General features: G+C 59.9%; 23 protein-coding genes and 1 riboswitch. Of the genes, 17 read left to right on the top strand and 6 right to left on the bottom strand.

Features of this window, described 5'->3' with window-relative positions; genetic code table 11:
* Window positions 1–23: 23 nt before the first annotated feature.
* The 4 genes from tilS to cysS form a co-directional block, all read right to left on the bottom strand.
* Window positions 24–974, bottom strand: a complete 951-nt coding sequence (gene tilS / locus LHU53_RS00855; protein WP_227330179.1) for a tRNA lysidine(34) synthetase TilS — start codon at window positions 972–974, stop codon at window positions 24–26.
* Between the two features lie 50 nt (window positions 975–1024).
* Window positions 1025–1999, bottom strand: coding sequence for an acetyl-CoA carboxylase carboxyltransferase subunit alpha (locus LHU53_RS00850; RefSeq protein ID WP_227330178.1), 975 nt, complete (start codon window positions 1997–1999; stop codon window positions 1025–1027).
* A 224-nt stretch (window positions 2000–2223) separates the two neighbouring features.
* Window positions 2224–2874 (bottom strand): DNA-3-methyladenine glycosylase, encoded by a 651-nt coding sequence (locus LHU53_RS00845; RefSeq protein WP_227330177.1) that lies wholly within the window; start codon window positions 2872–2874, stop codon window positions 2224–2226.
* A 6-nt stretch (window positions 2875–2880) separates the two neighbouring features.
* Complete coding sequence (cysS, locus tag LHU53_RS00840; RefSeq protein ID WP_227330176.1) at window positions 2881–4275, bottom strand: cysteine--tRNA ligase; 1395 nt, start codon at window positions 4273–4275, stop codon at window positions 2881–2883.
* Between the two features lie 206 nt (window positions 4276–4481).
* Between cysS and LHU53_RS00835 the strand changes: the two genes are divergently transcribed.
* From LHU53_RS00835 to LHU53_RS00820, 4 genes are all read left to right on the top strand, one after another.
* Window positions 4482–5312, top strand: coding sequence for a M48 family metallopeptidase (locus LHU53_RS00835; protein WP_227330175.1), 831 nt, complete (start codon window positions 4482–4484; stop codon window positions 5310–5312).
* Window positions 5313–5411: 99 nt separating this feature from the next.
* On the top strand, window positions 5412–6011 hold the full coding sequence (locus tag LHU53_RS00830; RefSeq protein WP_227330174.1) for a peptidylprolyl isomerase: 600 nt from the start codon (window positions 5412–5414) through the stop codon (window positions 6009–6011).
* Window positions 6012–6014: 3 nt separating this feature from the next.
* Window positions 6015–6521, top strand: coding sequence for a peptidylprolyl isomerase (locus LHU53_RS00825; RefSeq protein ID WP_227330173.1), 507 nt, complete (start codon window positions 6015–6017; stop codon window positions 6519–6521).
* 144 nt (window positions 6522–6665) lie between these two features.
* Complete coding sequence (locus tag LHU53_RS00820; protein WP_227330172.1) at window positions 6666–7457, top strand: UDP-2,3-diacylglucosamine diphosphatase; 792 nt, start codon at window positions 6666–6668, stop codon at window positions 7455–7457.
* 58 nt (window positions 7458–7515) lie between these two features.
* Here LHU53_RS00820 and LHU53_RS00815 read toward each other — a convergent pair whose 3' ends face one another.
* Together LHU53_RS00815 and LHU53_RS00810 are read right to left on the bottom strand one after the other, a co-directional pair.
* Window positions 7516–10266 carry a DUF349 domain-containing protein gene (locus LHU53_RS00815; RefSeq protein WP_227330343.1) on the bottom strand — a complete coding sequence of 917 codons (2751 nt, stop codon included), beginning with the start codon at window positions 10264–10266 and terminating at the stop codon, window positions 7516–7518.
* Between the two features lie 116 nt (window positions 10267–10382).
* Entirely contained in the window at window positions 10383–14183 is a 3801-nt protein-coding gene (locus tag LHU53_RS00810; RefSeq protein ID WP_227330171.1) for a DUF748 domain-containing protein, read from the bottom strand.
* Window positions 14184–14485: 302 nt separating this feature from the next.
* On the opposite strand from LHU53_RS00810, the gene LHU53_RS00805 reads away from it, so the two are divergent.
* The 13 genes from LHU53_RS00805 to btsR all read left to right on the top strand — a co-directional run bounded on the left by LHU53_RS00805 (window position 14486) and on the right by btsR (window position 26776).
* Window positions 14486–15328 carry a lytic transglycosylase domain-containing protein gene (locus LHU53_RS00805; protein ID WP_227330170.1) on the top strand — a complete coding sequence of 281 codons (843 nt, stop codon included), beginning with the start codon at window positions 14486–14488 and terminating at the stop codon, window positions 15326–15328.
* A gap of 16 nt (window positions 15329–15344) precedes the next feature.
* A riboswitch (ZMP/ZTP riboswitch) is annotated at window positions 15345–15480 on the top strand.
* A gap of 48 nt (window positions 15481–15528) precedes the next feature.
* On the top strand, window positions 15529–16773 hold the full coding sequence (gene glyA, locus LHU53_RS00800; protein ID WP_227330169.1) for a serine hydroxymethyltransferase: 1245 nt from the start codon (window positions 15529–15531) through the stop codon (window positions 16771–16773).
* 65 nt (window positions 16774–16838) lie between these two features.
* Window positions 16839–17288 (top strand): transcriptional regulator NrdR, encoded by a 450-nt coding sequence (nrdR, locus tag LHU53_RS00795; protein ID WP_227330168.1) that lies wholly within the window; start codon window positions 16839–16841, stop codon window positions 17286–17288.
* Window positions 17289–17605: 317 nt separating this feature from the next.
* The gene (locus tag LHU53_RS00785) at window positions 17606–18169 is read left to right on the top strand and encodes a GspH/FimT family pseudopilin (RefSeq protein ID WP_227330167.1); all 564 of its coding nucleotides are present in this window, start codon (window positions 17606–17608) and stop codon (window positions 18167–18169) included.
* A gap of 93 nt (window positions 18170–18262) precedes the next feature.
* Window positions 18263–18709 (top strand): type IV pilin protein, encoded by a 447-nt coding sequence (locus LHU53_RS00780; protein WP_227330166.1) that lies wholly within the window; start codon window positions 18263–18265, stop codon window positions 18707–18709.
* Window positions 18709–19167 (top strand): GspH/FimT family pseudopilin, encoded by a 459-nt coding sequence (locus LHU53_RS00775; protein WP_227330165.1) that lies wholly within the window; start codon window positions 18709–18711, stop codon window positions 19165–19167. The genes LHU53_RS00780 and LHU53_RS00775 overlap by 1 nt, the downstream gene beginning before the upstream one ends.
* Window positions 19161–19880, top strand: coding sequence for a PilW family protein (locus tag LHU53_RS00770; RefSeq protein WP_227330164.1), 720 nt, complete (start codon window positions 19161–19163; stop codon window positions 19878–19880). Before LHU53_RS00775 ends, LHU53_RS00770 begins: the two co-directional genes overlap by 7 nt.
* Window positions 19881–19899: 19 nt before the next feature.
* Complete coding sequence (locus LHU53_RS00765) at window positions 19900–21279, top strand: PilX N-terminal domain-containing pilus assembly protein (protein WP_227330163.1); 1380 nt, start codon at window positions 19900–19902, stop codon at window positions 21277–21279.
* A 7-nt stretch (window positions 21280–21286) separates the two neighbouring features.
* A complete protein-coding gene (locus LHU53_RS00760; RefSeq protein ID WP_227330162.1) occupies window positions 21287–23338 on the top strand; it encodes an InlB B-repeat-containing protein in 2052 nt (683 codons plus the stop codon).
* Between the two features lie 20 nt (window positions 23339–23358).
* The gene (locus tag LHU53_RS00755) at window positions 23359–23811 is read left to right on the top strand and encodes a helix-turn-helix transcriptional regulator (protein ID WP_227330161.1); all 453 of its coding nucleotides are present in this window, start codon (window positions 23359–23361) and stop codon (window positions 23809–23811) included.
* Window positions 23808–24182 (top strand): helix-turn-helix domain-containing protein, encoded by a 375-nt coding sequence (locus LHU53_RS00750; protein WP_227330160.1) that lies wholly within the window; start codon window positions 23808–23810, stop codon window positions 24180–24182. Before LHU53_RS00755 ends, LHU53_RS00750 begins: the two co-directional genes overlap by 4 nt.
* A 177-nt stretch (window positions 24183–24359) precedes the next feature.
* Window positions 24360–26066 (top strand): sensor histidine kinase, encoded by a 1707-nt coding sequence (locus tag LHU53_RS00745; protein ID WP_227330159.1) that lies wholly within the window; start codon window positions 24360–24362, stop codon window positions 26064–26066.
* On the top strand, window positions 26060–26776 hold the full coding sequence (gene btsR / locus LHU53_RS00740; protein WP_227330158.1) for a two-component system response regulator BtsR: 717 nt from the start codon (window positions 26060–26062) through the stop codon (window positions 26774–26776). The genes LHU53_RS00745 and btsR overlap by 7 nt, the downstream gene beginning before the upstream one ends.
* The last annotated feature ends 99 nt before the right edge of the window (window positions 26777–26875 follow it).

The following is a 26875-nucleotide window of genomic DNA, read 5'->3' as shown; positions in this document are numbered from 1 at the left end:
GGGGGATTGAGAGGGCTGAAAAGCTAAAGATTGTACCAATGCAGCTCGCCGCCCCGGCGCTCACACACGCCCTGCCCCACCTTCAGGCGCAGCGCGTGACCGCGTGTCTGGCAGGCGCCAATCTGGCGCATCAGCTCGGTCAACTGCGCGGTGCTGGGCGTGGCCTGATGGCAGCTCAGCAGCCAGTGACGCAGCACATTGGCCAGCCGCGGTGTGCTCAGCGCCTGCAGCAATTTGATGCGTGGTGCCACGCCCACCTGGGCCAGGTCTTGCGCGGCCACCTCCAGCAACAGCGCCTGGGCCTGTGCAGCGTGCGTGCTGCTGCGGGCAAAGGTATCGCGGAACTGGGGGAAGCAGGTCTCCAGCACAGGCAACAGTTGGGCACGGATGCGGTTGCGGGTGTAACGCGGGTCGATGTTGGTCGGGTCCGTCACAAAACCAGCGTTCTGGTCCGCCAGCCAGCGCCGGATGTCTGCACCAGACACACGCAACAAGGGCCGGTGGTAGCTGATGCCACCGCGCGTCCAGCGTTCGGGCATGGCGCTCAGGCCGGGCAAGCCGGCGCCACGACTCAGGGCCAGCAGCAGGGTCTCGACCTGGTCATCGGCGTGATGTGCCAGGGCCATGGATTGAATCGCGTCAGGTCCATGTTTGATCGTGGTTAGCGCTTGAAAAGCGGCATAACGAGCGCGGCGGGCGGCGTCTTCGGGGCTTTGTCCGAGGGCGTGCCGGGCATCGGTTTTCTGGACCGTGAGCGGCACATCCAGCGCAGCGCACACGCTGCGGCAGTGCGCCTCAAAGTCGTCTGCCGCCGCCTGCAACCCGTGGTGCACGTGGATAGCCTTCACCTGACCTGGCCACTTGGTTGCACACGCGATCAGAAGCGCGGTGGAATCGGCGCCGCCACTGTAGGCCACTGCCAAGGGCAAACGCGGCTCGAAAGCCGCCATGGCTTGCTCAAAAGAAAGGGTCATGGGCAAAGGTCACCGCGGGCCGGGTTGACGGCACCGCCAAACCACCCGGGCTACTTGCCCGGTTTGATGTCGGTGAACTTGCCGTAGCTCTGCAGCCGCTCGTAACGGCGGTCCAGCAGTTCAGCGGGTTTGAGGTCGCTGATCTGACGCCAGGCATCGGTCAGGGCGCGTTTGAGGAAGGTCGCCATTTGCTTGTGGTCGCGGTGCGCGCCACCGACGGGCTCGTTGACGATCTTGTCCACCACGCCCAGCGCTTTCAAGCGGTGCGCGGTGATGCCCAACGCGTCCGCGGCCTCCTGCGCCTTTTCGGACGTTTTCCAGAGGATGGACGCACAGCCTTCGGGGCTGATCACCGAGTAGATGGAGTACTGCAGCATCAGCACCTGGTCGCCCACCGAGATCGCCAGCGCGCCGCCCGAGCCGCCTTCACCAATGATGGTGACGATGATCGGCACCTCCAGTTGCGCCATCTCGAAGATGTTGCGACCAATGGCTTCAGACTGACCGCGCTCTTCGGCATCAATGCCGGGGTAAGCACCGGGCGTATCGACAAAGGTGAACACCGGAAGCTTGAATTTTTCAGCGGTTTTCATCAGCCGCAGCGCCTTGCGATAGCCCTCGGGCTTGCTCATGCCGAAGTTGCGCAAGCCGCGCTCTTTGGTGTCGCGGCCTTTTTGCTGACCAATCACCATGCACGGCATGCCGTTGAAGCGCGCCAGCCCGCCGATGATGCTCAGGTCGTCGGCAAAATGCCGGTCACCGTGCAGTTCAACAAAGTGGGTGAAGATCTCGTTAACGTAATCGAGCGTGTAGGGGCGCTCGGCGTGGCGGGCAATCTTGGTGATCTGCCAGGGCGTGAGGTCGCTGTAGAGGTCTTTGGTGAGTTGCTGGCTCTTTTTGGCCAGCTGGTTGATTTCAGCCGAAATATCCACCGCCGACTCGGTCTGCACGTAGCGCAGCTCTTCGATCTTGTTTTCCAGCTCGGCAATCGGGGTTTCGAAATCGAGGAAAGTTTTTTTAGCCATGGGGGCTCCGTTTAATCAGTTGGGGACAGAGCAACGCGCACTGTGTGTCACGCTGGGTCTGTCCCGCAAGGTCAACATCCAACATCCGACAATTTGTCAGGGACAGAGTAACGTGCACGGCTTGTCACGCTTGATCTGTCCCACAAGGCAAACATCCAACATCCGACAATTTGTTGGGGTCAGAGCAAAATTGCTGCGCAATTCTTGATCTGACCCGCAAGGTCTCAATATTCCACTGGCACTGGGTCCAAAGAGCGCCAAATATACCAAGTCGCCACGGTGCGGTACGGCGCCCAGGCCAGCGCCACCTCCCGCGCGTCACTGCGGCTGACCACATCACCCGAAAAATAACACTTGCTGATGCCGTTGATCAGGCCCACATCGTCCAGCGGCAACACGTTCGGGCGCATCAGGTGAAAGATCAGAAACATCTCGGCCGTCCAGCGGCCAATGCCACGGATGGCGATCAGCTCGGCAATGATGGCTTCGTCGTCCATGCCGGTCCAGGCATCCACATGCACCGCACCGTTGTCAAAATGCAGCGCCAGGTCAACGATGTATTCGACCTTGCGGGCGCTCAACCCGGCAGCGCGCATGTCGTCGATCTTGAGCTTGAGCACCTGCGCTGGCGTGATCTGCTCTGGCAGTTGGGCAAAACGGTCCCACACGGTTTGTGCCGCCTTGACCGAAATTTGCTGCCCGACCACACTGCGCGCCAAGGTGGCAAACGCATCACCGCGGCTTTGCAGACAGGTCTTGCCAAACTGCGGGATCAGCCGCTTCATGACACGGTCTTTTTTCATCAGGTGTTTGCAGGCGTCGGCCCAGTACACCGGCGCGAGAGCTTCGCCCGCGATGGATTCAGTAACTTTCATGGTCTTTTACTTGACCGCTTCCCAGCTCGTGCCCGCTGCCGAGTCTTTCAACACAATGCCTTGGGCCAACAGATCCTGGCGGATACGGTCGGCTTCAGCAAAGTTTTTCGCGGCTTTGGCGGCTGCGCGTTGGGCGATCAAGACTTGAATGGCGCCCTCGTCCAGCCCGGCACCAGCTTGCAAAAACACTTTCGGATCGCCCTGCAGCAGGCCCAGCCCCGCGGCCAAGGCTTTGAGCAAGCCCGCCAACTCGTGTGAACGGGTGCGGTTCACCTCGGATGCCAGATCAAACAACACCGCCACCGCCTCGGGTGTGCCAAAGTCGTCGTCCATCGCAGCTTTGAAACGCGCTGCGTAAGGCTGCGCCCAGTCGATGGCCGTTGCTGCCGGATTGCCCGCCAAATCCAGCGCGGTGTAGAGGCGCTTGAGGCCGCTGCGGGCATCGTCCAGATGCACGTCGCTGTAGTTCAGGGCGGTACGGTAATGGGTCCGCAGCAAGAAGAATCGCACGGTCTCGGCATCAAACTTGGCCAGCACGTCGCGGATGGTGAAAAAGTTGCCCAGGCTCTTGGACATCTTCTCGTTGTCCACCCGCACAAAGCCGTTGTGCACCCAGAATTTGGCCAGAGGTTGGCCACTGGCGCCTTCACTCTGGGCGATTTCGTTCTCATGGTGCGGAAACTGCAGATCAGCGCCACCGCCGTGGATGTCGAAGGTCTCGCCCAGGTTCTGGCAGCTCATCGCCGAGCACTCGATGTGCCAGCCCGGGCGGCCTTTGCCGTAGCCGTAACCCAGTGCGTCGGCGTCCCACTTGGCGTCGTCCGGCTCGGTCGGTTTGGCGGCTTTCCACAGCACAAAATCCAGCGGATCGTCCTTGCCATCCTGCACCGCCACACGCTCACCGGCACGCAATTCATCCACCGACTTGCCCGACAATTTGCCGTAGCCAGGGAATTTGCGCACCGCGTAATTGACGTCACCATTGGCGGCTTGATAGGCCAGGCCCTTGTCTTCCAGCTGTTTGATCAGGTCCAGCATCTGCGGCACGTAGTCGGTGGCGCGCGGCTCCAGCGTCGGGGGTTCGATGCCCAGCAGGGCGATATCGTGGTGCATGGCCGCAATCATCTCGTCGGTCAGCGCGCGGATGCTGATACCGCGCTGCAGCGCACGTTGGATGATTTTGTCGTCAATATCGGTGATATTGCGCACATATGTGACCCGGTAACCGCTGACCTTCAACCAGCGCTGCACCACATCAAACGCCATCATCATGCGGGCGTGGCCAATGTGGCACAGGTCGTAAATGGTCATCCCGCACACGTACATGCGCACGTGGCCGGGCTCCAGGGGTGAAAAAACTTCCAGCTCTCGCGAGAGGGTATTGAAAATGCGCAAACTCATGGGGTCCAAAGATTCAAATCGGGTCAGGGAAGAAGACAAGCCGAAGCGGCTGGCGGATGGGGCGCACTGGTGGTCTTTGCCCAGACCAGGCAGGCAGGCCGGGCGCTTGAAAAGCACACCCTCCGCTACAATGGAAGGCAGTATAAAGCCCTGGCGGCACCTGCCGGTTTGACGGCCGACCCATCATTCCCAAAAACCCAGTGTCCATGAAACAGGCTCCCAACGCAATTTCCCGGTCGTTTCGTCTGCTGATTCTGGCCAGCGCTTGCCTGGCTCTGCCAGCGTTGGCTGACGACTATGCCGACGTGGCCCAACTGGTGCGCGCCAGCCAATTTTCGCAAGCCATGACCCGGGTTGACAGCTACCTGGCCACCAAGCCGGGCGACCCGCAAATGCGCTTTCTCAAAGCGGTCATCCTGCGCCATCAGGGCAAAACTGCACAGGCCATGACCACGCTGACTGAATTGACGCAGGACTACCCCGAGTTGCCCGAGCCCTACAACAACTTGGCGGTGCTGTACGCCAGCCAAGGACAGTACGACCAGGCGCGCCAAGCGCTTGAGATGGCCATCCGCACCAACCGCAGCTACGCCACCGCCCACGAAAACCTGGGTGACGTGTACGCCAGACTGGCCAGCCAGGCCTACAGCGAAGCGTTAAAACTTGACGGCGGCAACACCACTCTAGCGCCCAAGCTGGCATTGATTGACAAGATATTCCCGCGTGCCCCCGGCAACAGCCCGGCGGCGGCCCACCCAGCCGCCAACGGTGTTGAAGCCCAATGGGTGCCACTGGACCCCGAAGCCAACAAGGCGGTCGAGGTCGCCGTGCTGGCTTGGGCCAAGGCCTGGTCGGACAAAAACAACGTCAGCCTCACGCTCACCGATCTGAGCATTCGCGTTCAGGATGACCAGGCCGTGGCCAGTTTCCGTCAAGTCGACACCGCAGGCAACCCATCAAAGTCCAGCCCCCAAACCTTGCACCTGAAGAAATCAGGTCAGCAATGGCTGGTCACCGGGGAAGCCGCTGGCCTTTGAAGGCACACACATTCTGGTCTGGCTGCCGCTCAGTGCGTTCACGCGGCGCTGACTGGGCCGGGCTGACCCAGAAACCATTTTTTTTGAAGAGGTGATGGCATGAAATTCTTGAATAAAAGTACCTGGGCCGTGGTGGCCCTGGCCTCGGCAGCCATGTGGTCCGTCACGGCCAACGCGCAGACGCAGGCCAGCCCCCAAGTCAAGTTCGCCACCTCTGCCGGTGACTTTGTGGTGGAGTTGTACCCCGACAAGGCGCCCAAGACGGTGGACAACTTTTTGCAGTACGTGCGTGACAAACATTACGACGGCACCCTCTTTCACCGCGTCATCCCCAACTTCATGATCCAGGGCGGTGGCTTTGACGCCAGCTATGTGCAAAAACCGACCCGCGCCCCGGTCGCCCATGAGGGCCGCCAGGCGCTTGAGAAAGGTGGCCCGCGCAATGTCACCGGCACTTTGGCCATGGCGCGCACCAACGACCCGCAGTCGGCCACGGCACAGTTTTTCATCAACGTCAAAGACAATGCCTTTTTGGACCCCAGCGCTCAGTCTTACGGCTACACGGTGTTTGGCCGGGTGGTCTCGGGCATGGCGGTGGTTGAAAAAATCAAATCCACGCCGACCAGCTCGGGCGGCCCTTTCCCCACGGACGTTCCCAAAACGCCCGTTCTTATCAACTCTGCAACCCTGGTGAAATAAATCATGAGCAACCCAAAAGTCGAACTCCACATTACCAACTACGGCGTCATCACCCTTGAACTCGATCAGGACAAAGCGCCCAAAACAGTCGCCAACTTTTTGAGCTACGTTGCCAAAGGCCACTACAACAACACCATTTTTCACCGCGTCATTCCCGGCTTCATGGTGCAATGCGGTGGCATGGAACCCGGCATGTTGGAGAAAAAAGGCGACGCACCCATCAACAACGAGGCCAACAACGGCCTGAAAAATGTCGCCTACAGCGTGGCGATGGCCCGCACCGGCGACCCGCACTCCGCTACCGCGCAGTTCTTCATCAACGTGGCTGACAACGGCTTTTTGAACCACACCGCACCCAGCCAGCAGGGCTGGGGTTACGCCGTGTTTGGCAAGGTCGTGGCGGGCACCGAGGTGGTGGACAAGATCAAGGCCGTCAAAACCAGCCGCAAGGGTTACCACGATGATGTACCCGTCGTGGACGTGGTGATTGAAAAAGCCGTGGCGCTGTAAAACGGCCAAAAAGTCATGGATGGCGGGCCCAACCCGCCATGACAACCCGGGTGACTACCCGGCGCTGCGGTCACACCGGACACCATGGCAGTCACCCCGGACTGGATTCGGGGTCGGTATCGCCATCTGACTGAGAGGTTCATCTTGCCCACGGCAACACACACACTGGATGCCGCACCGCACTGGCAGGTGATTGACGTCATCTCTGACTTGCACCTGCAATCCAGCGAGCAGGCCACCTTTCTAGCCTGGCGACACCACCTGACCAACACCCCGGCAGACGCCCTGATCATTCTCGGGGACCTGTTTGAAGTCTGGGTGGGTGACGATGTGGCCGATGTACCGTCGGGCCAAACGCCGGGATTCGAGGCCGAATGTCAACAACTCCTGGCCGCAGCCGCACAGCGCATACCGGTATTTTTTATGCACGGCAACCGCGATTTTTTGCTGGGAAAGACATTTGCCACGGCCTGCGGTATGACCCTGCTGGATGACCCCACCGTTCTGGTCTTTGACGACCAGCGCTGGCTGCTGTCACACGGTGACGCGTTGTGCCTGGGCGATACCGACTACCAGCAGTTTCGTGCCCAGGTGCGCACACCCGCCTGGCGCGACGCCTTCCTGGCCAAACCGCTGGCCGAACGCCAAACCATCGCCCGCCAACTGCGCGTACAAAGTGAATCCCACAAACGCCGTGGTGCAACATATGCCGATGTGGACACGGCGGCTGCGCTGCAATGGCTGGCAGCAGCGCAAGCCAGCACCTTGATTCACGGCCACACACACCAACCGGCAGATCACGTATTGAACCCCGGCGAGGCCGCACCGAAGCGCCGTCTGGTGCTCAGTGACTGGGATACATCGGCTGTTCCACCCCGGCTGGAAATCCTGCGGCTGCGCCGTGGCGCGGCGCCAGCGCGCATCCCACCCGAATAACCCGCCAGCCGACAGGCCGAAGCCTGCAACAAGCGACCCCGTCACCGCTGTGAACGCCTCAGGGCTTCAGCAAGACCTTCAGCACGTTTTGCAAGCGCCGAGCGGCCGCAGGCTCAAACGCGCCGCCCAGCACGGTCGCGGCGTCCTGGCCCCAGGTTTGCACCGGTGCCGGATCGTTGCGTTTGGTGAGCAATTGCAGTTGCAGCAAACGCCGGTCGCTGATGTGCTCAGCGGGTGTCGGCACCTCAGCGGCCATTTCCAGACGCAGCAGCGCGGTGCTGGCGTCACCGGCCGGGGCTTGGGTGATGGCTTTGGACCAGCCGGCGCGCACAGCGGGCGCGACACGGCTGCCCAACTCCTGCACGCTGGGCACCAACGCCGCATCGCGTTTTTCCCACGCAGTGAGCAGGTGCGTCAGCGCTTCGCCATGGGCTTGGGCTGCCAGCTTGCGCAACGCCATCTGGGCTTGCTCCAGCGCGTCACGTTGGGCGCGGAAGGCGGCATCGCCCAGACGCGGTGCATCAAAACGTTCACCCATCGGGGCGCGGTCCGGGCGAGCGTCACGGAAGCCGCCACGGTCATCCCCACGACCACCCGGGCGAGCATCACGTCCGCCGTCACGGCCACCCGGACGACCTGCATCCTTGCGGTCACCGAATTTGCCGCCACGGGCAGGCATCGCCGGGGCGTCTTTTTTCATGCCAGGGCGGTCATCACCGCGCATGGCCACCACCGGTTTGCGTGCCACGGGTTTGGCGGCCTCAGGCGCAGCGCCCTCGCCTGTCGGCTCGGCGGGTGCGTCCATCGTCGTGTCTCCGCCAGCGGCGGCTTCAGCCGTTGCCTGGCCCTGATCCGCCTGGGCCAGCGCTTCTTTTTCGTCTGAAGTCTGGGCACTGGCGGCGACTGCGGCTTGAGCCTGGGCCTGGCCGCGCAGGGCCGCGTCGAGTGCGGCCATGGCGCTCTTGATGGCCTGGGCGTCGCCCGAGGCGTTGGCTGCCTGCAGCGCCTTGGAAGCGTCCAGCACGATGCGGTCGCGCTCGCTCAGGGCGCTCTGGGCCTTTTCGCGCTCAGCGGTCTTGCGGTTGAAGGCGTCGTCGATCGGTTTGCGGAACGCATCCCACAGCTTTTGCTCATGGCGGCGGTCCATCGGCACGCGGTGCGCTTCGGCCTGCCAGCGCTGCTGCAACGCTTTGACGGCGTCGATGCGCAGCACCTCTTGGCCGCCAAGTTCCTTGGCCTCGTCAATCATGGCATGGCGGGCGGCCAGGCTGAGCTTTTGCAGCGCTTCCAGCGGCGCGGCGGCTTCGTCGATGGCGGCTTTCCAGAGCGTGTTCAGTTCGGCATACATCTTCTCGCCCACGTGGCCGGACTCGCGCCAGCGGTCGCCAAACTGGTGCAGCACGCGGTTGAAGCCTTTCCAGTCGTCGTCCAGCGCGGTGCGGTTGGCACCAGCCCAAGCTTTGACTTCTTCGATCAGTGCCAGACGTTGGGCGCGGTGTTCGGCGGTCTCGGCTTTGAGCTTTTCAAGCCACGTTTCCACCACCTTGTGGGCTTCGTTGCAGGCGTCATCAAACCGCTTCCACAAGCCGTGATTGGGCACGCCACCCTGGTCGGTGGCCTTCCACTGGTCACGCAAGGTACGCAGGGTGTCCTGCATCTTGCGCCCACCAATGGCTTGGCCTTCTGGGCGCTTGAGCAGGCCTTCGGCCTTGGCCACCATCTCTTCGCGCAACTGGTCAGCGCGCCAACGTTGCCAGCCTTCGAGCTCACCGGCGGCAGCCAGTGCGCTTTTGGCCTGGTTTTCCAGCTTGTCGTCAATCAGGCGGCCAAATTCTTTCAGCGCGTTGCGCAGGGCATTGGCGGCACCAGCGCTGGCTTTGCCGTGACCTTGGGTGACTTCTTGCTCTAACTTTGCGAGTGCTTCCGCCACGGCAGTGGTGGCGTGGGCCTTGATTTCAGGGTCAACGGGTGCCTTGGCAGCCTTGACCACCGGCTCCAGGGGGATGCCGCGCGCCAGGCGCAACTCGTCAGCCCAGACCGGCACGCTGGGCAGCGGCGCGGCGGTGTCTTCAGCAGCCAGCACGGTGGAGGTCAACGCCGCCTGGAACGCGTCCCAGACCAGGCCCAGCTGGGCCTGCGAGGCTTGCAGCAACGGCGGGAACTTGGCATCCACGCTCGGCCAATTGGCGTCCCCGGACAGCGCGCTGGCCTCGGCCTGCCAGTTGCTGACATCGGCACTCAGCGCATCATGCGCGGCTTGGGCATCGCGCCAGGGTTTGGTGGAGAGCACTTCGATGCGCTGGGCCACCAGCACGGCAGCTTCGCGCTGCACCTGGACGCGGTGCTGCAGGTCTTCGATGGCGCGCACACGCTCCACCAGTTGGGCTTTCAGAGCGGCCAGCGGCTCTTTGCTCAAGGGCGCACCGGCTTTGGCGGCATCGCGCTGCCAGGCCAGAGCGTCGGCCAGGTTGAGCTTGGGAACAGCCAGCAGAGCCTGGGCTTTGTCGGCCCACTCCAGCGCGATGGTGGCTTGGGTTTTGCTGCGTTTGATTTCGTCGAGCTTCTCGCGCAACAGCTTGGCGGCGCCCTTGTCCTTGCCACTCAGTTCCTTGAACACCTGCTGCAACTGCTCGGGCGTGGGGCCGCTGGCCAGCCACTCGCGGATGCAGGCCATGCGCTCGCCCGAGGTCTGCGCCGAAAACGCGCCACGTGTCAGCGCGTCCAGCGGATGCGCCTCATGGGTTTTGGCGGGCGCCACAGGGGCGTCAGAAGGGGTGTCTGCAGGGTTGTTTTTGGAGAAGGGAAACATCGACATCGCGCACACAAAAATAAGAGGATGCCTGCCAGAGTGCGGCAGGGGCAAAGCTCTATTTTCGCCGGGTTTTGCCGCCCCAGCCAAAACATTTGCAGAGTTTGGTGCGCGCCCTACTCGGTGGTCAGATTCAGTTCGGCGCGGGGTTGCCACTTGGACTCCGGGGCCACGGCCTTGGCGGCGCCCAGAAACAGCCGGTCAGAGGGCAGCTTCAGGCTGGCCAGGTAGTCGCGCACCACCACCCCGCGTTTCACCGCCAGCGCCTGCATGGCGGCCTCGGACGCATCCAGATGCGCCAGCAGCAAGGCCTCCATCTCGGGCACCGGCATGTCTTTGGTCAGGCCGATCAGGTTGCGCGGCTTGGGAAAATCACCGCGTTTGTAGACCGCTTTGAGCAGCGCCGGGTATTCGTCGGCAGACGCTTTGACTGGCGCGGTGGCCTCTTTGCCGTCAGCGGCGGGCTGGTTGCGGCGTTTTTCAGCCTGCACCAGCGCCTGCAACTGCTGGCGCTTGAAGTCTTCGCGCTCGACCTCCAGGCTGGCGGTGCCCACCACGGTCATCTTGAGTGCGGGGCGGTCGGTGAGCGCCTTGGCCACTTTGTCCAAGCCCGCCTTGGCCTGATCACTCAGCACCGCCGAGCCCGCCTCAAAACTGACCATGCTGAGCGTGTCACCGCCACCGCCCAAGGCGCTGGCCAGCAGACTGAAGGGCGAAGTGATGGCCTTGACAATCAGGTTGCCAATGACCTTGAAGACGATCGGCAGCAGGCGAAACTGCGGGTCGTTGAGCGAGCCGCTGATGGGCAGGTCAATGTCGATCACGCCATTGCGGTCTGCCAGCAAGGCCACCGCCAGCTTGACCGGCAGGCTGGTAGTGGCGTTGGGGTCTTTGTCGCCAAACCTGAGCTGGTTGAGCACCAATTTGTTGTTGGCGGTGAGCTGGCCGTCGGGTTGCACCTTGTAGGCCACATCCACGCTGAGCTTGCCACGTTCAATGCCGTATCCCGCGTAACGCGCCGAGTAGGTGGACAGCGGCGCCAGTTCCAGGTCGCGCACCTTGCCCTGGATGTCCAGCGCAATGGGTTGCACCAGCGGGTTGATCTTGCCCAGCACCTCCAGCGTGGCGCTGCCCTCGGCACGGCCACGCAGTTCCAGATCAGCCAGCTGAATCTCTCCCGCCGTCGTTTGCGACGAAAACGCACTGAGTTTGCCGACCAGCTCGGTCAGATCGGCCGAGTAATTGGGCTTGATGAAGCGGTCGGTAAAGTTCACCCGGCCACCGAGCAGGCTGACGGGGCCGAATCGGACCACCGGCGCCAGCGCCGTGTTGACCGGGGCAGGCGCGGCGGCCGGCACACCGGGCGCACTGGCCGCAGCCACTGCAGGTGGGGCCGGCATCGATTCCCCGGTCATAGCTCCTGACGCCTGACTGGCAGGGGCAACAGCCGGTTTCAGCACATCCTGCAGGTTCAGCCGACCCGCCTCACTGAGGATCAGCCGGGCATAAAAATCACTCAGTATTGTGCCTTGCACCTCCAGTTGGGTGGCGGCGCCCGGTGCCAAGGCCAGGTTGATGCCGCTCAGGCTCAGGCTTTTCCAGTTCAGCAGTTCTTCAGCGGCCACAAAGGGCTCGGCCTGTGCCAGGGTGCGGGTCTGCAGGTCTTCCAGCCGGGCGTCGCCCTTGAGTTGCAGCGCCAGACCCGCGGTTTGCTGGGTCATGCTGACGCGACCCTTGAAGCTGGTGTCGGCGCGCAGCAGGGCAATGTTCAGGGTGTCGCTCAGATACGGCGCCAGCGCGTGGATGGGCAGGCGCTCGGCGTTGAGGTCGCCTTTGAGCGCCAGCGGGTGCAAGGCGCCGCTGCCACGCCAGGCCAGTTTGCCGGGCTCGGTGTTGCCGTGGCGCAGGCGGGCCGACAGATTGAAGCCAAAACTCTGCGGGCCGGTGTTGGCGTAGTTTTTCAGCTGCAGATGGGCCGCCGTTACCGCCAGCCTCACCGGGGTGGGGGTGCTCTGATCGACGAAAGCCACATTGCCCTCGCTCAGTTGCAACTCGCCCAGCTTGACCTGCCACGGCGCTGGGTCCGCCGCCGTGGCCCTCTTGGCCCGCGCTTGGCCCGCTGCGGCGGGCGCAGCCTGCTTGGCCGACGGCGCTTGGAGCCAGTCTTGCGCCATCCAGCGCCCATTGGCCGCGCGGGTGATGGCCAGCTTGGGCTGCGTGACCTTGATCACCCCCAGGCTGGCCGACTGGCGGCCCACATCCACCACCGCCTCCTGCAACTGCACCTGGAAAACGCTGGCCAGCGGTGCTTTTTTGCCGCCTATCAAGACCAGCTTGTCCAGGCTCAGGTTGTTCACCTTCAGTTCTGTAACGGAGGTTTGCGCACCCTGGGCCGCCGCCCAGCGCAAACCCAGGTCCGCTGTAACGGCACCGTCCAACCGGGGCACCAGCACATCGGCCAGGTAGGGTTGCGCTGCACTCAGCGGCCAGGCGGCCAGCTGGGCACTGACGTCAGTGGCCTGATCGGTGGCGCTGCCTTTGAATTGCAGTGCCGCCCCAGCCAACAAAGCACTGCCATCAAACGGCATGGGCTGGCTGAACGGCCAGGCCAACGCGGTTGCGTGCATGTTCAGGGCAGTCAGCTTGAGTTGGGCGGGCTGCGCAGGCACCTGGTCCAACCAGGCCACCTCACCACCTTCCAGCGCAAGGGTGTCCACACTGACCTGCCACGCAGGCGCGCTGGCGGCATCAGCAGGGTGTGGTTCATTGTCAGAACCAGCCTTTTGGGCATCCGAGCTGGTGGCTGTGTTTTGGGCGGCGCTGGATGCGGCCGGTTGCGCCAGCGCCAGCAGGTTGAGCACACCCGCGTGGTCGCGCTGCACGTTCAGGCGCGGCTGGGTCAGTGTCACTTGGCCCAGCTGCACCCGGCGTGACAGCGGTTGCACGTCCTTGAGCTGCACACTCAGCCGGTCAAACGCCAGCAGTTCCGTGCTGGCCGGGTCCTTGGCGGCACCCTGCGCGACACTGATCTGCACCCGGCTGGCACCCACCACGCCACTGAGGGACACCACGGGCGTGTCGGTCTGCTCAAAGGCCAGTTTGAGGTCCGCATCCAGCACCGCCGCGCCCAGCCGCGCCGGCAAGCTGGCGGGCAGATAGGCCAGATACGGGGCGAGGTCGAGGTCTTTGAACGACAGTTGAACATCGGTATCGCGCGTCTGGGCAAACGGCAAGGCCTGGGCGCTGGAATCGAACCGGGTGCCGTTGAGGTCAAACGCCAGCTTGGGGCTCACCAGCACATCCCGTTTGGAGTCCAGATTGCTCAAAAACGGCAGGTTCAGTTGCAGCTGGCTCAAGGTGTGCACCTGGTTCCTGGGCGCGTCGGTCAACGCCACCAAACCGTCTGACAACATCAGGTTGTACAGCGCAAAACGCAGTGGGGATGACGCTGGCTCAGCCGGGTCTTGGGGGGGTGGCGTCAACCTGGCCAGCATGTCATCCACGTCGTAGCGCCCTTGGCCGAGATGGGTGAGGTGCACGTGTGGCGACGCCACCACCAACGCATCCACCACCGGTACCAGCCGCAACAACGACTGGAGCGCCATATCTATATAGAGATGACCCAGCGTCACCTGGGGGGATGTGATGCCCGCACCGTTGGCGCGGGCGATGGCCACATCGCGCACGCTCAGCTCCAGCGACCAGGGCTTGAAGTCCACCTCACCCACCGTCACCTGCCGCCCCAGCAAGTCGCCCAGCCGCGATTCGGCCTGAGATTTGAGAAGCGGCGGTACCGCCAGCCACGTCACCGCCCATAACAGCAGCAATCCGCCCAGCACCCAGAGCGAGCGGCGCAGCCAAGGTTGGTCAAGAGGCGATGGGCTCGACACGGCAGGGCTGCGCTGATCTGTTTTCATGGCACGGATTTTGAAGGCGGAAACACGTCAAAAGGTGTAGCAAATAACACGGGATATCACTTTTTTATGCATAACAAATAAATTTGATATGGTTGACTTGACATATATAACCCACCTAGAATCCGCCGAAACCGCGATACCGCGGGAATACCCTAAGCTGCCGACCCCGGCAACATCAAGTCTCTGCACCCAACCAGGAAAGAAGTCAACCGCAGGATATTGATAGCGTAACAACCCAGGCGAGTGTTCAGTTCAGCGGCATGCAGTGCCACGCGACGAACCCCGCGCAAGAAGGAGAAGCTATGTCAGCATCTAAAAATTTGTTCATTGGCCTGCGCCGCGTCACCACGACGGTCGCCAAAGGCTTTTTCGATATCACCCACAACAGCATTGCCCTGATCGGCCTGGCTGTTCTCTTTGTCTCCATCGCCCTGTTTGCCCGCCCCGAATTGCGCGCGCTTGGCGAAACCCACTTGTTCAGTTGGCTGCAGGAACGCCGCGTTGACGTGACGGCGGTGGTCAGCGACCCCGTCGCCAGCGACCGTGCCACCGCAGCCAACCCGAAGGACCTGCCCAAACAACAGGCCTCGGTAGCCTTGTGGCTGAGCAAAAAATATCGCGTGGCTCCCGAGCCGATCAGCGCCATCGTGTCGGAGGCTTATGAAATCGGCAAACGTGTCAGCCTGGACCCCACGCTGATCCTGGCGGTCATGGCCATTGAGTCCGGCTTCAACCCGTTTGCGCAAAGCCATGTCGGCGCGCAGGGTCTGATGCAGGTGATGACCCGTGTGCACAGCGACAAGTACAAAAGCTTTGGTGGTGAGTTTGCCGCCTTTGACCCGCTGGCCAACTTGCGCGTGGGTGTCAAGGTGCTGCAGGATTGCATCCGCACCGCCGGCTCGGTGGAAGGTGGCTTGAAGTACTACGTGGGTGCGGCCAACATTGAAAGCGACGGCGGCTATACCGCCAAGGTCATGGCGGAATACACCCGCCTGCAACAGGTGGCCCAGGGTCGCCCGGTGCCAGCCCGGGTGCCGCCCACCCCGGCACCGCTAGAGGCCAGCGCCACCGAAGCGACGCCGCCAGCCGCGCCCGCCAGCCCTGACGCCGTTGAAGCAGCCCCCGCCATCGTCGCCTTGAAGTAAGCCCTTGGGCTAAAATCCGGCGGCACGCAACTGGCGATAGGCGCTCCACCTTCACAGGTTTTTTTGGGGCACCGAAGTGGGAACACCACGGGGGAGCGTGCCGCAGGCGCCCATTCGGGCCTTGTGATCAGCCGTTCGCCTGGGCAGCCCTGGTGTCATCACTCGGATGACGCTCAGGCCCTTAGTCTTATAGGACTGCCATGTTCAACCGCAATATTCTCATCGAGCAAACCGATCCCGAGCTGTTTGCCGCCATCCAATCCGAAAACCAGCGCCAGCAAGACCACATCGAGCTGATCGCCAGTGAAAACTACGCCTCACCCGCGGTGATGGCCGCGCAAGGCACCCAACTGACCAACAAGTACGCTGAAGGCTATCCTGGCAAGCGCTACTACGGCGGTTGCGAGTTTGTGGACATTGCCGAGCAGCTGGCCATTGACCGCGTCAAGCAGATTTTTGGCGCCGAAGCGGCCAACGTGCAGCCGCATTGCGGCGCCTCGGCCAATGAAGCTGTGTTTTTGGCCTTCCTGAAACCCGGCGACACCATCATGGGCATGAGCCTGGCCGAAGGTGGCCACCTGACCCACGGCATGGCACTGAACATGAGCGGCAAATGGTTCAACGTGGTGAGCTACGGCCTGGACGCCAACGAGGCCATCGACTACGACGCCATGGAGCGCAAGGCCCATGAATCCAAGCCCAAGCTGATCATTGCCGGCGCCAGCGCCTACAGCCTGCGCATCGACTTTGAGCGCTTTGCCAAGGTGGCCAAAGACGTGGGCGCCATCTTCATGGTGGATATGGCCCACTATGCGGGTCTGATCGCCGCCGGTGTGTACCCCAACCCGGTGCCACATGCTGACATCGTCACCAGCACCACGCACAAGAGCCTGCGCGGTCCGCGCGGCGGCATTATCCTGATGAAGGCGCAACACGAAAAAGCCATCAACAGCGCGATCTTCCCCGGCCTGCAGGGTGGCCCGCTGATGCACGTGATTGCCGCCAAGGCGGTGGCGTTCAAGGAAGCACTGCAACCCGACTTCAAGCTGTACCAGCAACAGGTGCTGGCCAACGCCCGCGTAGTGGCCGAAACCCTGACCGAGCGCGGCCTGCGCATCGTCAGTGGCCGCACCGAAAGCCATGTGATGCTGGTCGACCTGCGCGCAAAGGGCATCACTGGCAAGGAAGCGGAAGCCGTGCTGGGCAGCGCCCACATGACCATCAACAAAAATGCCATCCCCAACGACCCCGAGAAACCGATGGTCACCAGCGGTGTGCGCATCGGCACCCCGGCCATGACCACACGTGGTTTCAAGGAAGAAGAAGCGCGCATCACCGCCAACCTGATCGCCGACGTGCTGGACAACCCGCGCGACCCGGCCAACATTGAGGCGGTGCGCGCCAAGGTCAACGCCCTCACCGCTCGCTTCCCTGTGTATAGCTGATTGCGGGACAGTCCAGGATTTACACGCAGTGAAATCTGCTCTGTCCCCAACATTTTGAGAAACCCATGAAATGCCCCTTCTGCAGCCACCCCGACACCCAGGTGGTGGAAACGCGGGTGGCGGAAGACGGGGGCTTCATCCGCCGCCGACGCCGCTGTGCGTCTTGCGACAAACGCTTCACCACCTACGAGCGCCCGGAGGTCAGCTTTCCGGCGGTGGTCAAAAAAGACGGGCGGCGCATCGAATTTGAGCGTGCCAAGCTCATCGGCTCGATGAAACTGGCGCTGCGCAAACGCCCGGTCAGCACCGAACAGGTGGATGGCGCGGTCGAACGCATCGAGGAAAAACTGCTCAACCTGGGCCAGCGCGAGGTGCTGTCCACCCGCATTGGCGAACTGGTGATGGCCGAGCTGAAAAAACTCGACAAGGTCGCCTACGTGCGTTTTGCCAGCGTGTACCGCAGTTTTGAAGACATTGACGACTTCAAGACGCTGGTGGATGAGGTGGGGCGGTAGGCCTGCAGTTGGGCTGAATCGACATGTCCATCATCAATGCAAATAGCGCAATTTTGCCAGCGTGTACCGCAGTTTTGAAGACATTGACGACTTCAAGACGCTGGTGGATGAGGTGGGGCGGTAGGCCTGCAGTTGGGCTGAATCGACATGTCCATCATCAATGCAAATAGCGCAAATCAAAACCAGCGGTTTGATTTATCTTGGCTGAACATGTTGTAAAACTGCTTCATTGACCGGCTTTATCCCCCAAACGGGGGATACCAAAAGATTTTCATCTTGCCTACCATGAACTGCATCCACTCCATAGAGGGCGCGCGATGCAGGGACGCAACACACTCTCACGTCAGTGTCACCCGGCCAGTCAACACGGCTTAACGCTGGTAGAACTGCTGGTCGTCATCGGCCTTATCGCCACCCTGGCCGGCTTGGCCGCCCCCTCATTCACAGACTTTTTGCAACGCCAGCGGCTGCAGGGCTACGCCTCTGAAATGACCACCAACATCCAATACGCCCGCAGCGAAGCCGTGGCCCGCAACCGCAACACACGCCTTAGCTTTGACACCGATGCGGGCGGCACCTGCTACCTGCTGCACACCGGCGCTGCGGCAGACTGCACCTGCAGCAGCAACGGCGGTGCCCAGTGCAGCAACCCCGACGCCGTGGTTCTAAAAAGCGTCGGCCTGGCCGCAGCCAGCGGCGTGACGGTGAGCGCCAACGTCACCACCATGCTGTTTGACCCAGTGCGCGGCACCGCCTCCCCCGCTGGCTCGATCAACTTCACCGACAGCCGCGCCAACACCATTCGGCACATCGTCAACATCATGGGCCGCACCCGGACCTGCTCGCCGGACGGTGCGGTCAGCGGCTACAAACCCTGCTGACGTCAGACGCCCGCCGACAAGCGGGATAACCCGGCAGATTGGCGGCGACACAATCGCTTGTCACCCCACACCCACTGCCACAAAATCAACACCATGAAACACATCCAATTTCCCCAGCCAGGCCACCCGTTTGCGCGCAAACACCGCGGTTTCACGTTGATTGAACTGATGGTTGTGGTGGCCATTGCTGGCATCTTGGCCGCCGTGGCTTACCCGAGCTACCAGTCGCAGGTTCGCAAGAGTCGGCGCTCTGATGCGGTTCAAGCCTTGTCGGCCCTGCAGCAGGCGCAAGAACGGTGGCGTTCAAACAATTCGACGTACGCCTCAAGCTTGACAAGCTTGGGTATCACATCGGCTACGACGGCAGGAGCCTATTACACGTTGGGCATTTCGGGTACCCCTACCAGCACAGCCTATACGGCGACGGCTTCAGCGATCTCTGGAAAAAGCCAAGCCGGTGACACGGGTTGTACGGTATTGACTGTCACTGTGACGAATGGAAGCGCCGTCAACACCCCAACAGGCTGTTGGAGCAAATGATGCGCCAAGTGAAAGGCTTCACCATCGTCGAACTGATAATCGGCATTGCCATTCTGGGCATTCTGGTGGCGCTGGCTGCACCCTCTTTCACAGAATCTATCGCACGCAGGCGGCTTGATGGCATTGCCAATGAGCTAAGCACCGACCTGCAGTTCACCCGGGCAGAAGCCATCAGCAAAAACACCGCTTTGACACTGGTGGCCAGCGCGACAGGCTACACCGTGGGCAGCGTGAAAACCGTCACCATCGATTCCAGTTGCAGCTTGTCCTCTGGTGAAACGTTACCGCTGTCCGTCACTTTTGAGCCCACCCGCGGCATGTCAACAGCAGCTAACCTCGTCTTTATCGGCGTTGCCTGCAGCCCCCAAACGACGTCCACACTGCGCGTCAATATCAGCACCATGGGCGTCATCAATATTTGCAGTCCAAATGGTTTTGGAGGCTATCCGTCATGCTGAACCACGCTCATCAGCGGTACAACGCGCCATCCAGACGTGCTGGCGCTCGGCGCCATTCCCGTGGTTTCTCGATCGTTGAATTACTGGTCGGCGTGGCGATTGGCTTGTTCATTTTGACGGGGGCCAGCCTGCTCTACGTCAACAACCTGGGCAACTCCCGCCTGCTGTTGATCCAGGCTCGCATGGACCAGGACTTGCGTTCTGCCATGGACCTGATCACCCGCGACCTGCGCCGGGGTGCATATTGGGTCAACTCGCTTTCTGGCACCAACACGACCGGCGCAACGACTACAGCCAATCCGTATGCCAACGTTAGTCTGGCTGGCACGGCTTCTGCTCCTGTGGTGACCTACCGCTATGCCAACAGCACGGATGATTCTTCAGGCACTGTGAATAACCGAACCTTTGAGTTCAAACTCGATACTGACCACGCCATAAAGATGAAACTGGGTGCAAGCGGTACACCGCAGTCACTGACCGACACCAATATTCAAAACATCACAGGCCTGACGATTGCAGAAGACACCACCACCATTGATATCCGTGCGTCTTGCGCTACGACTTGCACGGGCAGCAGTTGTCCGACGGTTGCAGTACGCACTTTTAATATCACGCTGACTGGCACGTCGGTAGCGGACCCAAGCATGACACGCACGTTGCGCTCACAGGTAAGAGTTCGCAACGATGCTATGTCAGGCGTTTGCCCAACTTAACTCCTCTAGCGGTATGTCCATGTCATACATTTCAAATCGGCATGGCCGAAATCAGACCCGCCACCACCAACGTGGCGCAGCTACCCTGATTGTCACCATGGTTTTTTTGTTCAGCATATCTATCGTGATGTTGTACCTGAATAGAAACGTTTTGTTTGAGCAAAAAACATCAGCCAGTCAAATGCGGTCAACCAAAGCGCTGGAGATGGCTGAAGCAGGTATTGAATGGGCAACTGGCATGCTTAATGCGCCGTATGACATCAATACTGCATGCACCTTGTTAACCACCACCAACATTTCATTCCGAAAAAAATACGTTCAGACTCAATGGTCCTCTGGCACAGGTACCGCCACCGATGTCAACCCGGCTTTGACAACGTTTCCAGGATGCAAAATCAACGAGGCAACCTCTGCGTTTACCTGCAATTGCCCTGATGTGCCAAACAGCACAACCAATTTAGGTACTGACGTCGCGCCTAGCTTCACCATTGTTTTCAAACCAGCACCACCTGACTCAATAACAGGACTGGTTGATTTGGAGGCGGTTCAAGTCACCTCTGTTGGATGTGCTGCGCAGGCTGGTACTTGCACGCCAGCCTCTGCTGTCAATTCAGACGCAAGCGCGGTGGTGTCGGTTATTTTGAAACTTAGACCGTTGTTACGCGCAGCCCCAGCAGCACCGCTGACTTGTGGAACATCTTGTGCTGTGGGTGGCTCCTACAACATTGCAAATCTTGATGCCGTAACGGGTGGAACTCTGGTCAACGCGGGCACCACGATCACACAAGGCAATGGAACGTCCTACACCACAATTCCAGGCCAACCCGTTCAAAATTCGCTAATCGGTGGGGACAGTACCTTAGCTGCGCTTTCCAACTCAGACCCAACTTGCAGCAATTCGGCCATGTTCAACGCTTATTTTGGTTCCACCATTTCACAGTATGCAAACTCACCCACGACCAAGATTATCCCGAATTGCAACAGTGCAAATACCTGTGGTGGTTTGGTAGATACGGCTTACGCGTCGGGCTGGCGGGCATTTTATTTCCCGGATGGATTTGCCCGTAACAACAGCAGCGGCTCGTTTGGATCCGCAACTGACCCAGTCACCATTGTTTCCGCGGAAGGATTTGACATTAACGGAAATATTGACATTTATGGCATGATTTTCTCCAACAGCTCCAATGTGAACGATGTCGGAACCGGGACGGCAGATATTCATGGTGCGATGGTGACCTGTGCTGGATACAACAACAACGGGAATGGCAGTTTGATTTATGACCCCACCGTATTGAACGGTGTACGGCGGGCAACAGGAACATTCGTACGAGTGCCAGGCAGCTGGACAGATCGTTGCACGCTGAGCACAGCAGCGGAACCCGTTCTAACCTGCAACTGAGGTGAATATGAAAACTCTTGCACATCGTTCATCTGGCTTCGCCATCATTGAAGCGCTGGTCGCACTGGTCGTGGTGGGGTTCGGTATGTTGGCCTTGGCAGGGATGCAGGGCGCCCTGACACGCAACGTCGATGTGGCGCAACAGCGCACCGAAGCAGTGAGGTTGGCACAGGAAAAAATGGAACAACTTCGTTACATCAAAGGGATAGCTGTGCCAGCTTCGGCAGCCAGCACACCCGTCGCTGGGTACTGGGATACGCTTGCAAACGGTTCAGATGAAATTACGACCAATGCAGTATTCACCCGTGCCTGGACTTTTGGGGGAGCCGTTGCAGATGCCATGCGATCCGTCACAGTGACCGTGACTTGGACTGACCGTGCAAACGAAGCACAGTCGGTCACACTGAACTCGGTTATCTCCAAAACCGATCCGGCTGATTCAGGTTTTCTGGGCTTTCCATTACCTCAAAACATCAATCTCAAACGACCTCTGAATCGAAATTTAAGTATCCCCATTCCGGCGATTGATATTGGTAGTGGTAAAAGTGCAATAAAGTTCGGAGAGAATGGTGAGTACGTTGTCTTTGACAATGTCAATGGTGATGTTGTTCAAATTTGCGAACCCGGATTAACTGATAATCCGACTGATGCACAGGTAAAAACAGCCTTGACATCTGATCAAAGTAATTGCACTAGCGTGACCGGCTACATTGTGACTGGATATATCAAAAGAGGAAATAACGTTTCAGATTCTATCTGGAACGGTTTGAATATCCATCACTTAGGCATAACCCGAAATGCCGCGGGAACCAATGACATTACTTGCCAGTTTGGTAATGCGGTTGATCAAAATACGGACGCAAGCATTGCCAATTACAAATCTTATCTTTGCGTGATTCCTCTGATCGAGCCCAGTCCAGCGATTACAGTCAAAGGTCCCTACAACTGGTCGGGCAAAATTTTGATTTCTGGCCCGAGCAACTGGAACGCCAGCGGCAACCCCTACTTCGTTTGCCGTTATCAATATGCAGCAACGGTCGTTCTCACCGATGTCAACCAGCGTAATGTGCAGCCTTACGTTGAAGTCAACAAATCGTTGGACCAACAGAATTACCTAGTGGGTGGTACCAACAACAGCACAAGTACAACCCAACCAACTTGCCCAACTGACATGACTCTGGCGAATGTGTCGCTAGGTGTTCTTCACCAGGACTGCCGCTCTGCATCCAACGGTGCACACGCAACCGATTGTCCACTTGCGACAAGTTCAACAGCTTATCAAGTTACGTATGTTATCGATGGTTCCACGACTGGCACGGTTCCAGTTGACAACAATTCCTACGCGGCCAACGCCCAAGTCACTGTTGCGACCAAAGGCAACTTGGCCAAAGGCGCACTGAATTTTGTTGGCTGGAATACGTCTGCAGACTGTTCAGGGACTTCGCGTGCAGCAGGATCAACCTTTGCCATCACTGCAAATACCAGTCTGTATGCATGCTGGTCGAACGTTGCCATCACCTATTCAGTGACATACAACGTCAATGGCGGTTCGGGAACACCACCAGTTGACGCCGCTTCATACGCAGCTGGTAACACCGTGACCGTCCAGGCTGCAAGTTTGACCAAAGCTAACGCTACCTTTGCCGGGTGGACCACATCCACTGCCGGTACGGGCACCACCTATAGCGCTGGGAACACGTTCACCATTAATGGAAATACCACGTTGTACGCAAAATGGAATGCAACCACGATCACTTTGGCAACTCCTTCTCCGTCTTGGACAGCCTCGACGCTAATCTGGACAGGCATTTCCAACGCAACAGGATATAAGGTCAGCGCTTGCCAGAGTCCAACGACAAATGACACCCTGACTCCCTGCACGCCATCCAGCCCGACTGGCGCCCAAACCGCTGCGAGTGTTACTGCGGGAAATGGTAACAAGGTAACCTACTGCTACAGCGTGGTGGCAGTAGGATCACTGCCTTACACAGACAGTTCTTCCAGCGGCGTATTTTGCTCTTATCGCAATGGTGGGACTCGTACCACCAGCGCACCTTAGCCACATAGGGAAATGCCGGTTTGCGACTAGCTGAGCAACTGGCTGAAAAAGCCTTCAAGGAAAAGCGCCGCATCGAGTGGAAAGAGGTTTCCGAGGCAACGGGTTTGCATCGAACAACCCTGTTTCGGATGCTCAATACCCCGGCGTACAACGCCACAACGGAAAACCTCGACCACTTGTGTAGATTTTTCAATTGCGGTGTGGGGGATACGCACCACATCTCACAAAAGCGCGGCAATGGTCAGCTTCGACGTGAAATATGGGTCGATGCGCAAGATCAGGTGACGCGTTACAACCTTGCGTACATCAATCATGCGTTGCACGGTGCCGATAACGGACGCGTGGTCGGTTATGACAACCACCATGGGTATCACCACGACTTCGGTGTTGTGGCTGCGGTTGAATTCACGAGTTTTGACGACATTGAAGATCAGTTCCAGATCGATTGGACTGCCCTCAGGGGTAAAGCATGAAAACTGTCACCGTCAAATCAGCTAACGAACAAGATTTCTTTCGCAGAGGGAAGGCGTTGGCACGTTTGGCTAGCGCGGGTCAACCGATTCCGGAGGAACGCACTGTCAGCTTTGAAGATCCATCCGATCTCTTGCGCCTGCTGACGGCCAGTCGACTGGACGTATTCCGCAGTGTTCAGAGTGAACCAGGCTCAATCACCGTCATTGCTGCGCGCTTGCATCGCGATCGCAGCGCTGTCAAACGTGATGTAGACCAGTTAGCACAAGCCGGTCTCGTCACGATAGAGACCAAGGTTCTGCCGCGTCACGGTCACATGAAAGAGGTTCGAGCATCTGCAGATTTTTTCCGCCTTGAAGCAGTGCTGACTTGAACAAGCTGGGCGAGCATGGTCAGCTGATCAACACTCAAAACAATCGGCCCCCTCAAAAGCGAAGCGCAACACCCCTGCGATGAAACCCGGTAAGGTGTGCATGACAATATTGGATTGCAAAAAAATACAGCTCCAGTATGACCATTAACCCCGACTTTGCGCCTCGGCGTTGACCGCATGTTCACCGGCATCAACCACATGGCACTCGTCGGCGACCTGATGCAACAGATGTGCGTCTACCTGGTCGTCGCCTATCTGTTGAGCAAAACCCCGCTTTTTGCCCCGCTGATGCAAGTCACCGTCCGCCTGCCGGACCGGCTGGTGTGTTACGTGGTGTTCTCGGGCTTTTGCATCATGGGCACCTACCTTGGCTTCCAGATTGACGACGCGATTGCCAACACCCGGGCGATTGGTGCGGTGCTGGGTGGTTTGCTGGGCGGGCCGCTGGTGGGTTTGGCCGTTGGCTTGACCGGGGGGATGCACCGTTATTCGCTGGGCGGTTTTTCGGCGTCGGCCTGCGCGGTCTCAACCGTGGTTGAGGGCTTGATCGGTGGTTTCCTGCACCTCTATCTGATGCGCCGCAACCAGGCCGACCGCCTGCTCAACCCAACCATTGCCTTTGGCACCACCTTTGTGGCCGAGCTGTTCCAGATGGGCATCATTCTGCTGATGGCCAGGCCCTCGGACCACGCGACGCGGCTGGTGTCGCAGATCACCTTGCCGATGGTGCTGACCAATTCCTTTGGCGCGGCGCTGTTCATGCGGCTGATTCTGGACCGCCGCGAAACCATGGAGAAGTACTCGATTGCCTTTTCGGCGATGGCCTTGCGCATTGCCGAGCGTTCCGTGGGGGTGCTGATGCAGGGCTTCAACGAGAAGAACTGCGCGCGCATGGCCGCCATCATCCGCGAGGAAACCGGTGTCGGCGCGGTGGCGATCACCGATTGCGACAAGGTGCTGGGGTTTGTCGGCACGGGCGCCGACCACCATCTGCCGGGCACGCCGATCTCGTCCACGCACACCTTGCGCGCCATCAACCACAACCAGGTGGTCTACGCCGACGGCGCGGTGACGCCGTATTCCTGCTCGGTCACCAAGGACTGCAAGCTCGGCTCCTGCCTGGTGATTCCTCTGCGTGGTGAAGAAAACCGGGTGATCGGCACTATTAAGCTGTATGAGCCCAAGAGCAAATTTTTCTCCAGGCTGAACCGCACCCTGGGCGAAGGCATTGCCAGGCTGCTGTCCAACCAGGTGCTGGCCGGGCGCATCGAGGAGCAAAAGAGTTTGCTCGCGCAGTCTGAAATCAAGCTGCTGCAGGCGCAGATCAACCCGCACTTTTTGTTCAACGCGCTCAACACCCTGGCCGCGGTGATCCGGCGTGACCCCGAGTCGGCGCGCCAACTGGTGCAATACCTGTCGACGTTTTTCCGCAAGAGCCTCAAACGCGGCGGCAATGACGCCAGCCTCAAAGACGAGCTGGAACACGTGGACGCGTATTTACACATCGAGCTGGCGCGATTTGCCGACCGGCTCAACGTCAGGTTTGACGTGCCGCCGGAGCTGCTGGACGTGCGGCTTCCGGCTTTTTCATTGCAGCCGATTGTTGAAAACGCCATTAAATACGGCATTTCCCAAATGCTGGAGCCCAGCACCATTGTGGTCAGCGCCCAGCGCCTGGGCGATTTGTTGTCGGTGGTGGTGGAAGACAGCGCCGGCCTGTACCAGCCCAAGCCAGGCAGTGACGGCCTGGGCATGAGTCTGGTGGACCGGCGCATCAAGTTGCGTTATGGTGCTGAATTTGGGCTGGAGGTCACCTGTCAGCCCGATTGCTGGACCCGCGTGGCCATACGTTTACCCATCGAAGAAGACCGCACCGCATGTTGACCGCCTTGATCATTGACGACGAAGCCCCCTCTCGGGAAGAGCTGCGGGCCCTGCTGGGCGCACATGCCGACATCGAGGTGCTGGGTGAATGCGCCAACGCGCTGGAAGGCATTGCGCAGATTCACCGGCTGCGCCCGGATGTGGTGTTTCTGGACATCCAGATGCCGCGGGTCAGCGGCCTGGAAATGGTCGGCATGATCGAACCAGCGGCCCTGCCGCACATTGTGTTTGTGACCGCCTATGACGAACACGCACTCAAAGCGTTTGAAGAACACGCAGCCGACTATCTGCTCAAACCGATCGACCCGCAACGCCTGGCCAAAACCCTCCAGTGGCTGCGTGCCGGGGCTCGGCCCTCAATGCCTGCGCACGCGCCGCTTGCGCCGGTGTTGCGGCACATTCCCTGTGTCAGCCTGAGCCGGATTTCCTTGCTGGGGCTCGACGAAGTTGAGTATGTCTACACCGATCTCTCCGGGGTGCATGTGGTGTCTGACAAGCGCCAGGGCATCACCGAACTCACGCTCAAAATCCTGCAGGAGCGCACACCCCTGATGCGCTGCCACCGGCAGTATCTGGTCAACATCGACCAGATCGCCGAGATCGAGATGCTGGACAACGGCAGTGCGGAAATCGTCACCCGCAGCGCCCGACGGGTGCCTGTGAGCCGACGCTATTTGCGTGAACTGAAAGACCGCTTGCTGGTGGGCTGACGCATTCGATGGCCGCTCGGCACCGCCAGTGTGCCGCTCAATCCCCATGGAAACCACTGGCCAGATAGGTTCCAAAACCCAGCTTGAAATCGCTACATT

Source organism: Rhodoferax sp. U2-2l, from assembly GCF_020594515.1.
Lineage (GTDB): Bacteria > Pseudomonadota > Gammaproteobacteria > Burkholderiales > Burkholderiaceae_C > Rhodoferax.
This window is presented reverse-complemented; position numbering and strand designations above follow the sequence as displayed.

Excerpts from the sequence above, each read along its gene's own strand:
- tilS (WP_227330179.1), bottom strand. The coding sequence starts at position 974 with ATGACCCTTTCTTTTGAGCAAGCCATGGCGGCTTTCGAGCCGCGTTTG.
- LHU53_RS00850 (WP_227330178.1), bottom strand. The coding sequence starts at position 1,999 with ATGGCTAAAAAAACTTTCCTCGATTTCGAAACCCCGATTGCCGAGCTG.
- LHU53_RS00845 (WP_227330177.1), bottom strand. The coding sequence starts at position 2,874 with ATGAAAGTTACTGAATCCATCGCGGGCGAAGCTCTCGCGCCGGTGTAC.
- cysS (WP_227330176.1), bottom strand. The coding sequence starts at position 4,275 with ATGAGTTTGCGCATTTTCAATACCCTCTCGCGAGAGCTGGAAGTTTTT.
- LHU53_RS00835 (WP_227330175.1), top strand. The coding sequence starts at position 4,482 with ATGAAACAGGCTCCCAACGCAATTTCCCGGTCGTTTCGTCTGCTGATT.
- LHU53_RS00830 (WP_227330174.1), top strand. The coding sequence starts at position 5,412 with ATGAAATTCTTGAATAAAAGTACCTGGGCCGTGGTGGCCCTGGCCTCG.
- LHU53_RS00825 (WP_227330173.1), top strand. The coding sequence starts at position 6,015 with ATGAGCAACCCAAAAGTCGAACTCCACATTACCAACTACGGCGTCATC.
- LHU53_RS00815 (WP_227330343.1), bottom strand. The coding sequence starts at position 10,266 with ATGTTTCCCTTCTCCAAAAACAACCCTGCAGACACCCCTTCTGACGCC.
- LHU53_RS00810 (WP_227330171.1), bottom strand. The coding sequence starts at position 14,183 with ATGAAAACAGATCAGCGCAGCCCTGCCGTGTCGAGCCCATCGCCTCTT.
- LHU53_RS00805 (WP_227330170.1), top strand. The coding sequence starts at position 14,486 with ATGTCAGCATCTAAAAATTTGTTCATTGGCCTGCGCCGCGTCACCACG.
- glyA (WP_227330169.1), top strand. The coding sequence starts at position 15,529 with ATGTTCAACCGCAATATTCTCATCGAGCAAACCGATCCCGAGCTGTTT.
- nrdR (WP_227330168.1), top strand. The coding sequence starts at position 16,839 with ATGAAATGCCCCTTCTGCAGCCACCCCGACACCCAGGTGGTGGAAACG.
- LHU53_RS00785 (WP_227330167.1), top strand. The coding sequence starts at position 17,606 with ATGCAGGGACGCAACACACTCTCACGTCAGTGTCACCCGGCCAGTCAA.
- LHU53_RS00780 (WP_227330166.1), top strand. The coding sequence starts at position 18,263 with ATGAAACACATCCAATTTCCCCAGCCAGGCCACCCGTTTGCGCGCAAA.
- LHU53_RS00775 (WP_227330165.1), top strand. The coding sequence starts at position 18,709 with ATGCGCCAAGTGAAAGGCTTCACCATCGTCGAACTGATAATCGGCATT.
- LHU53_RS00770 (WP_227330164.1), top strand. The coding sequence starts at position 19,161 with ATGCTGAACCACGCTCATCAGCGGTACAACGCGCCATCCAGACGTGCT.
- LHU53_RS00765 (WP_227330163.1), top strand. The coding sequence starts at position 19,900 with ATGTCATACATTTCAAATCGGCATGGCCGAAATCAGACCCGCCACCAC.
- LHU53_RS00760 (WP_227330162.1), top strand. The coding sequence starts at position 21,287 with ATGAAAACTCTTGCACATCGTTCATCTGGCTTCGCCATCATTGAAGCG.
- LHU53_RS00750 (WP_227330160.1), top strand. The coding sequence starts at position 23,808 with ATGAAAACTGTCACCGTCAAATCAGCTAACGAACAAGATTTCTTTCGC.
- LHU53_RS00745 (WP_227330159.1), top strand. The coding sequence starts at position 24,360 with ATGTTCACCGGCATCAACCACATGGCACTCGTCGGCGACCTGATGCAA.
- btsR (WP_227330158.1), top strand. The coding sequence starts at position 26,060 with ATGTTGACCGCCTTGATCATTGACGACGAAGCCCCCTCTCGGGAAGAG.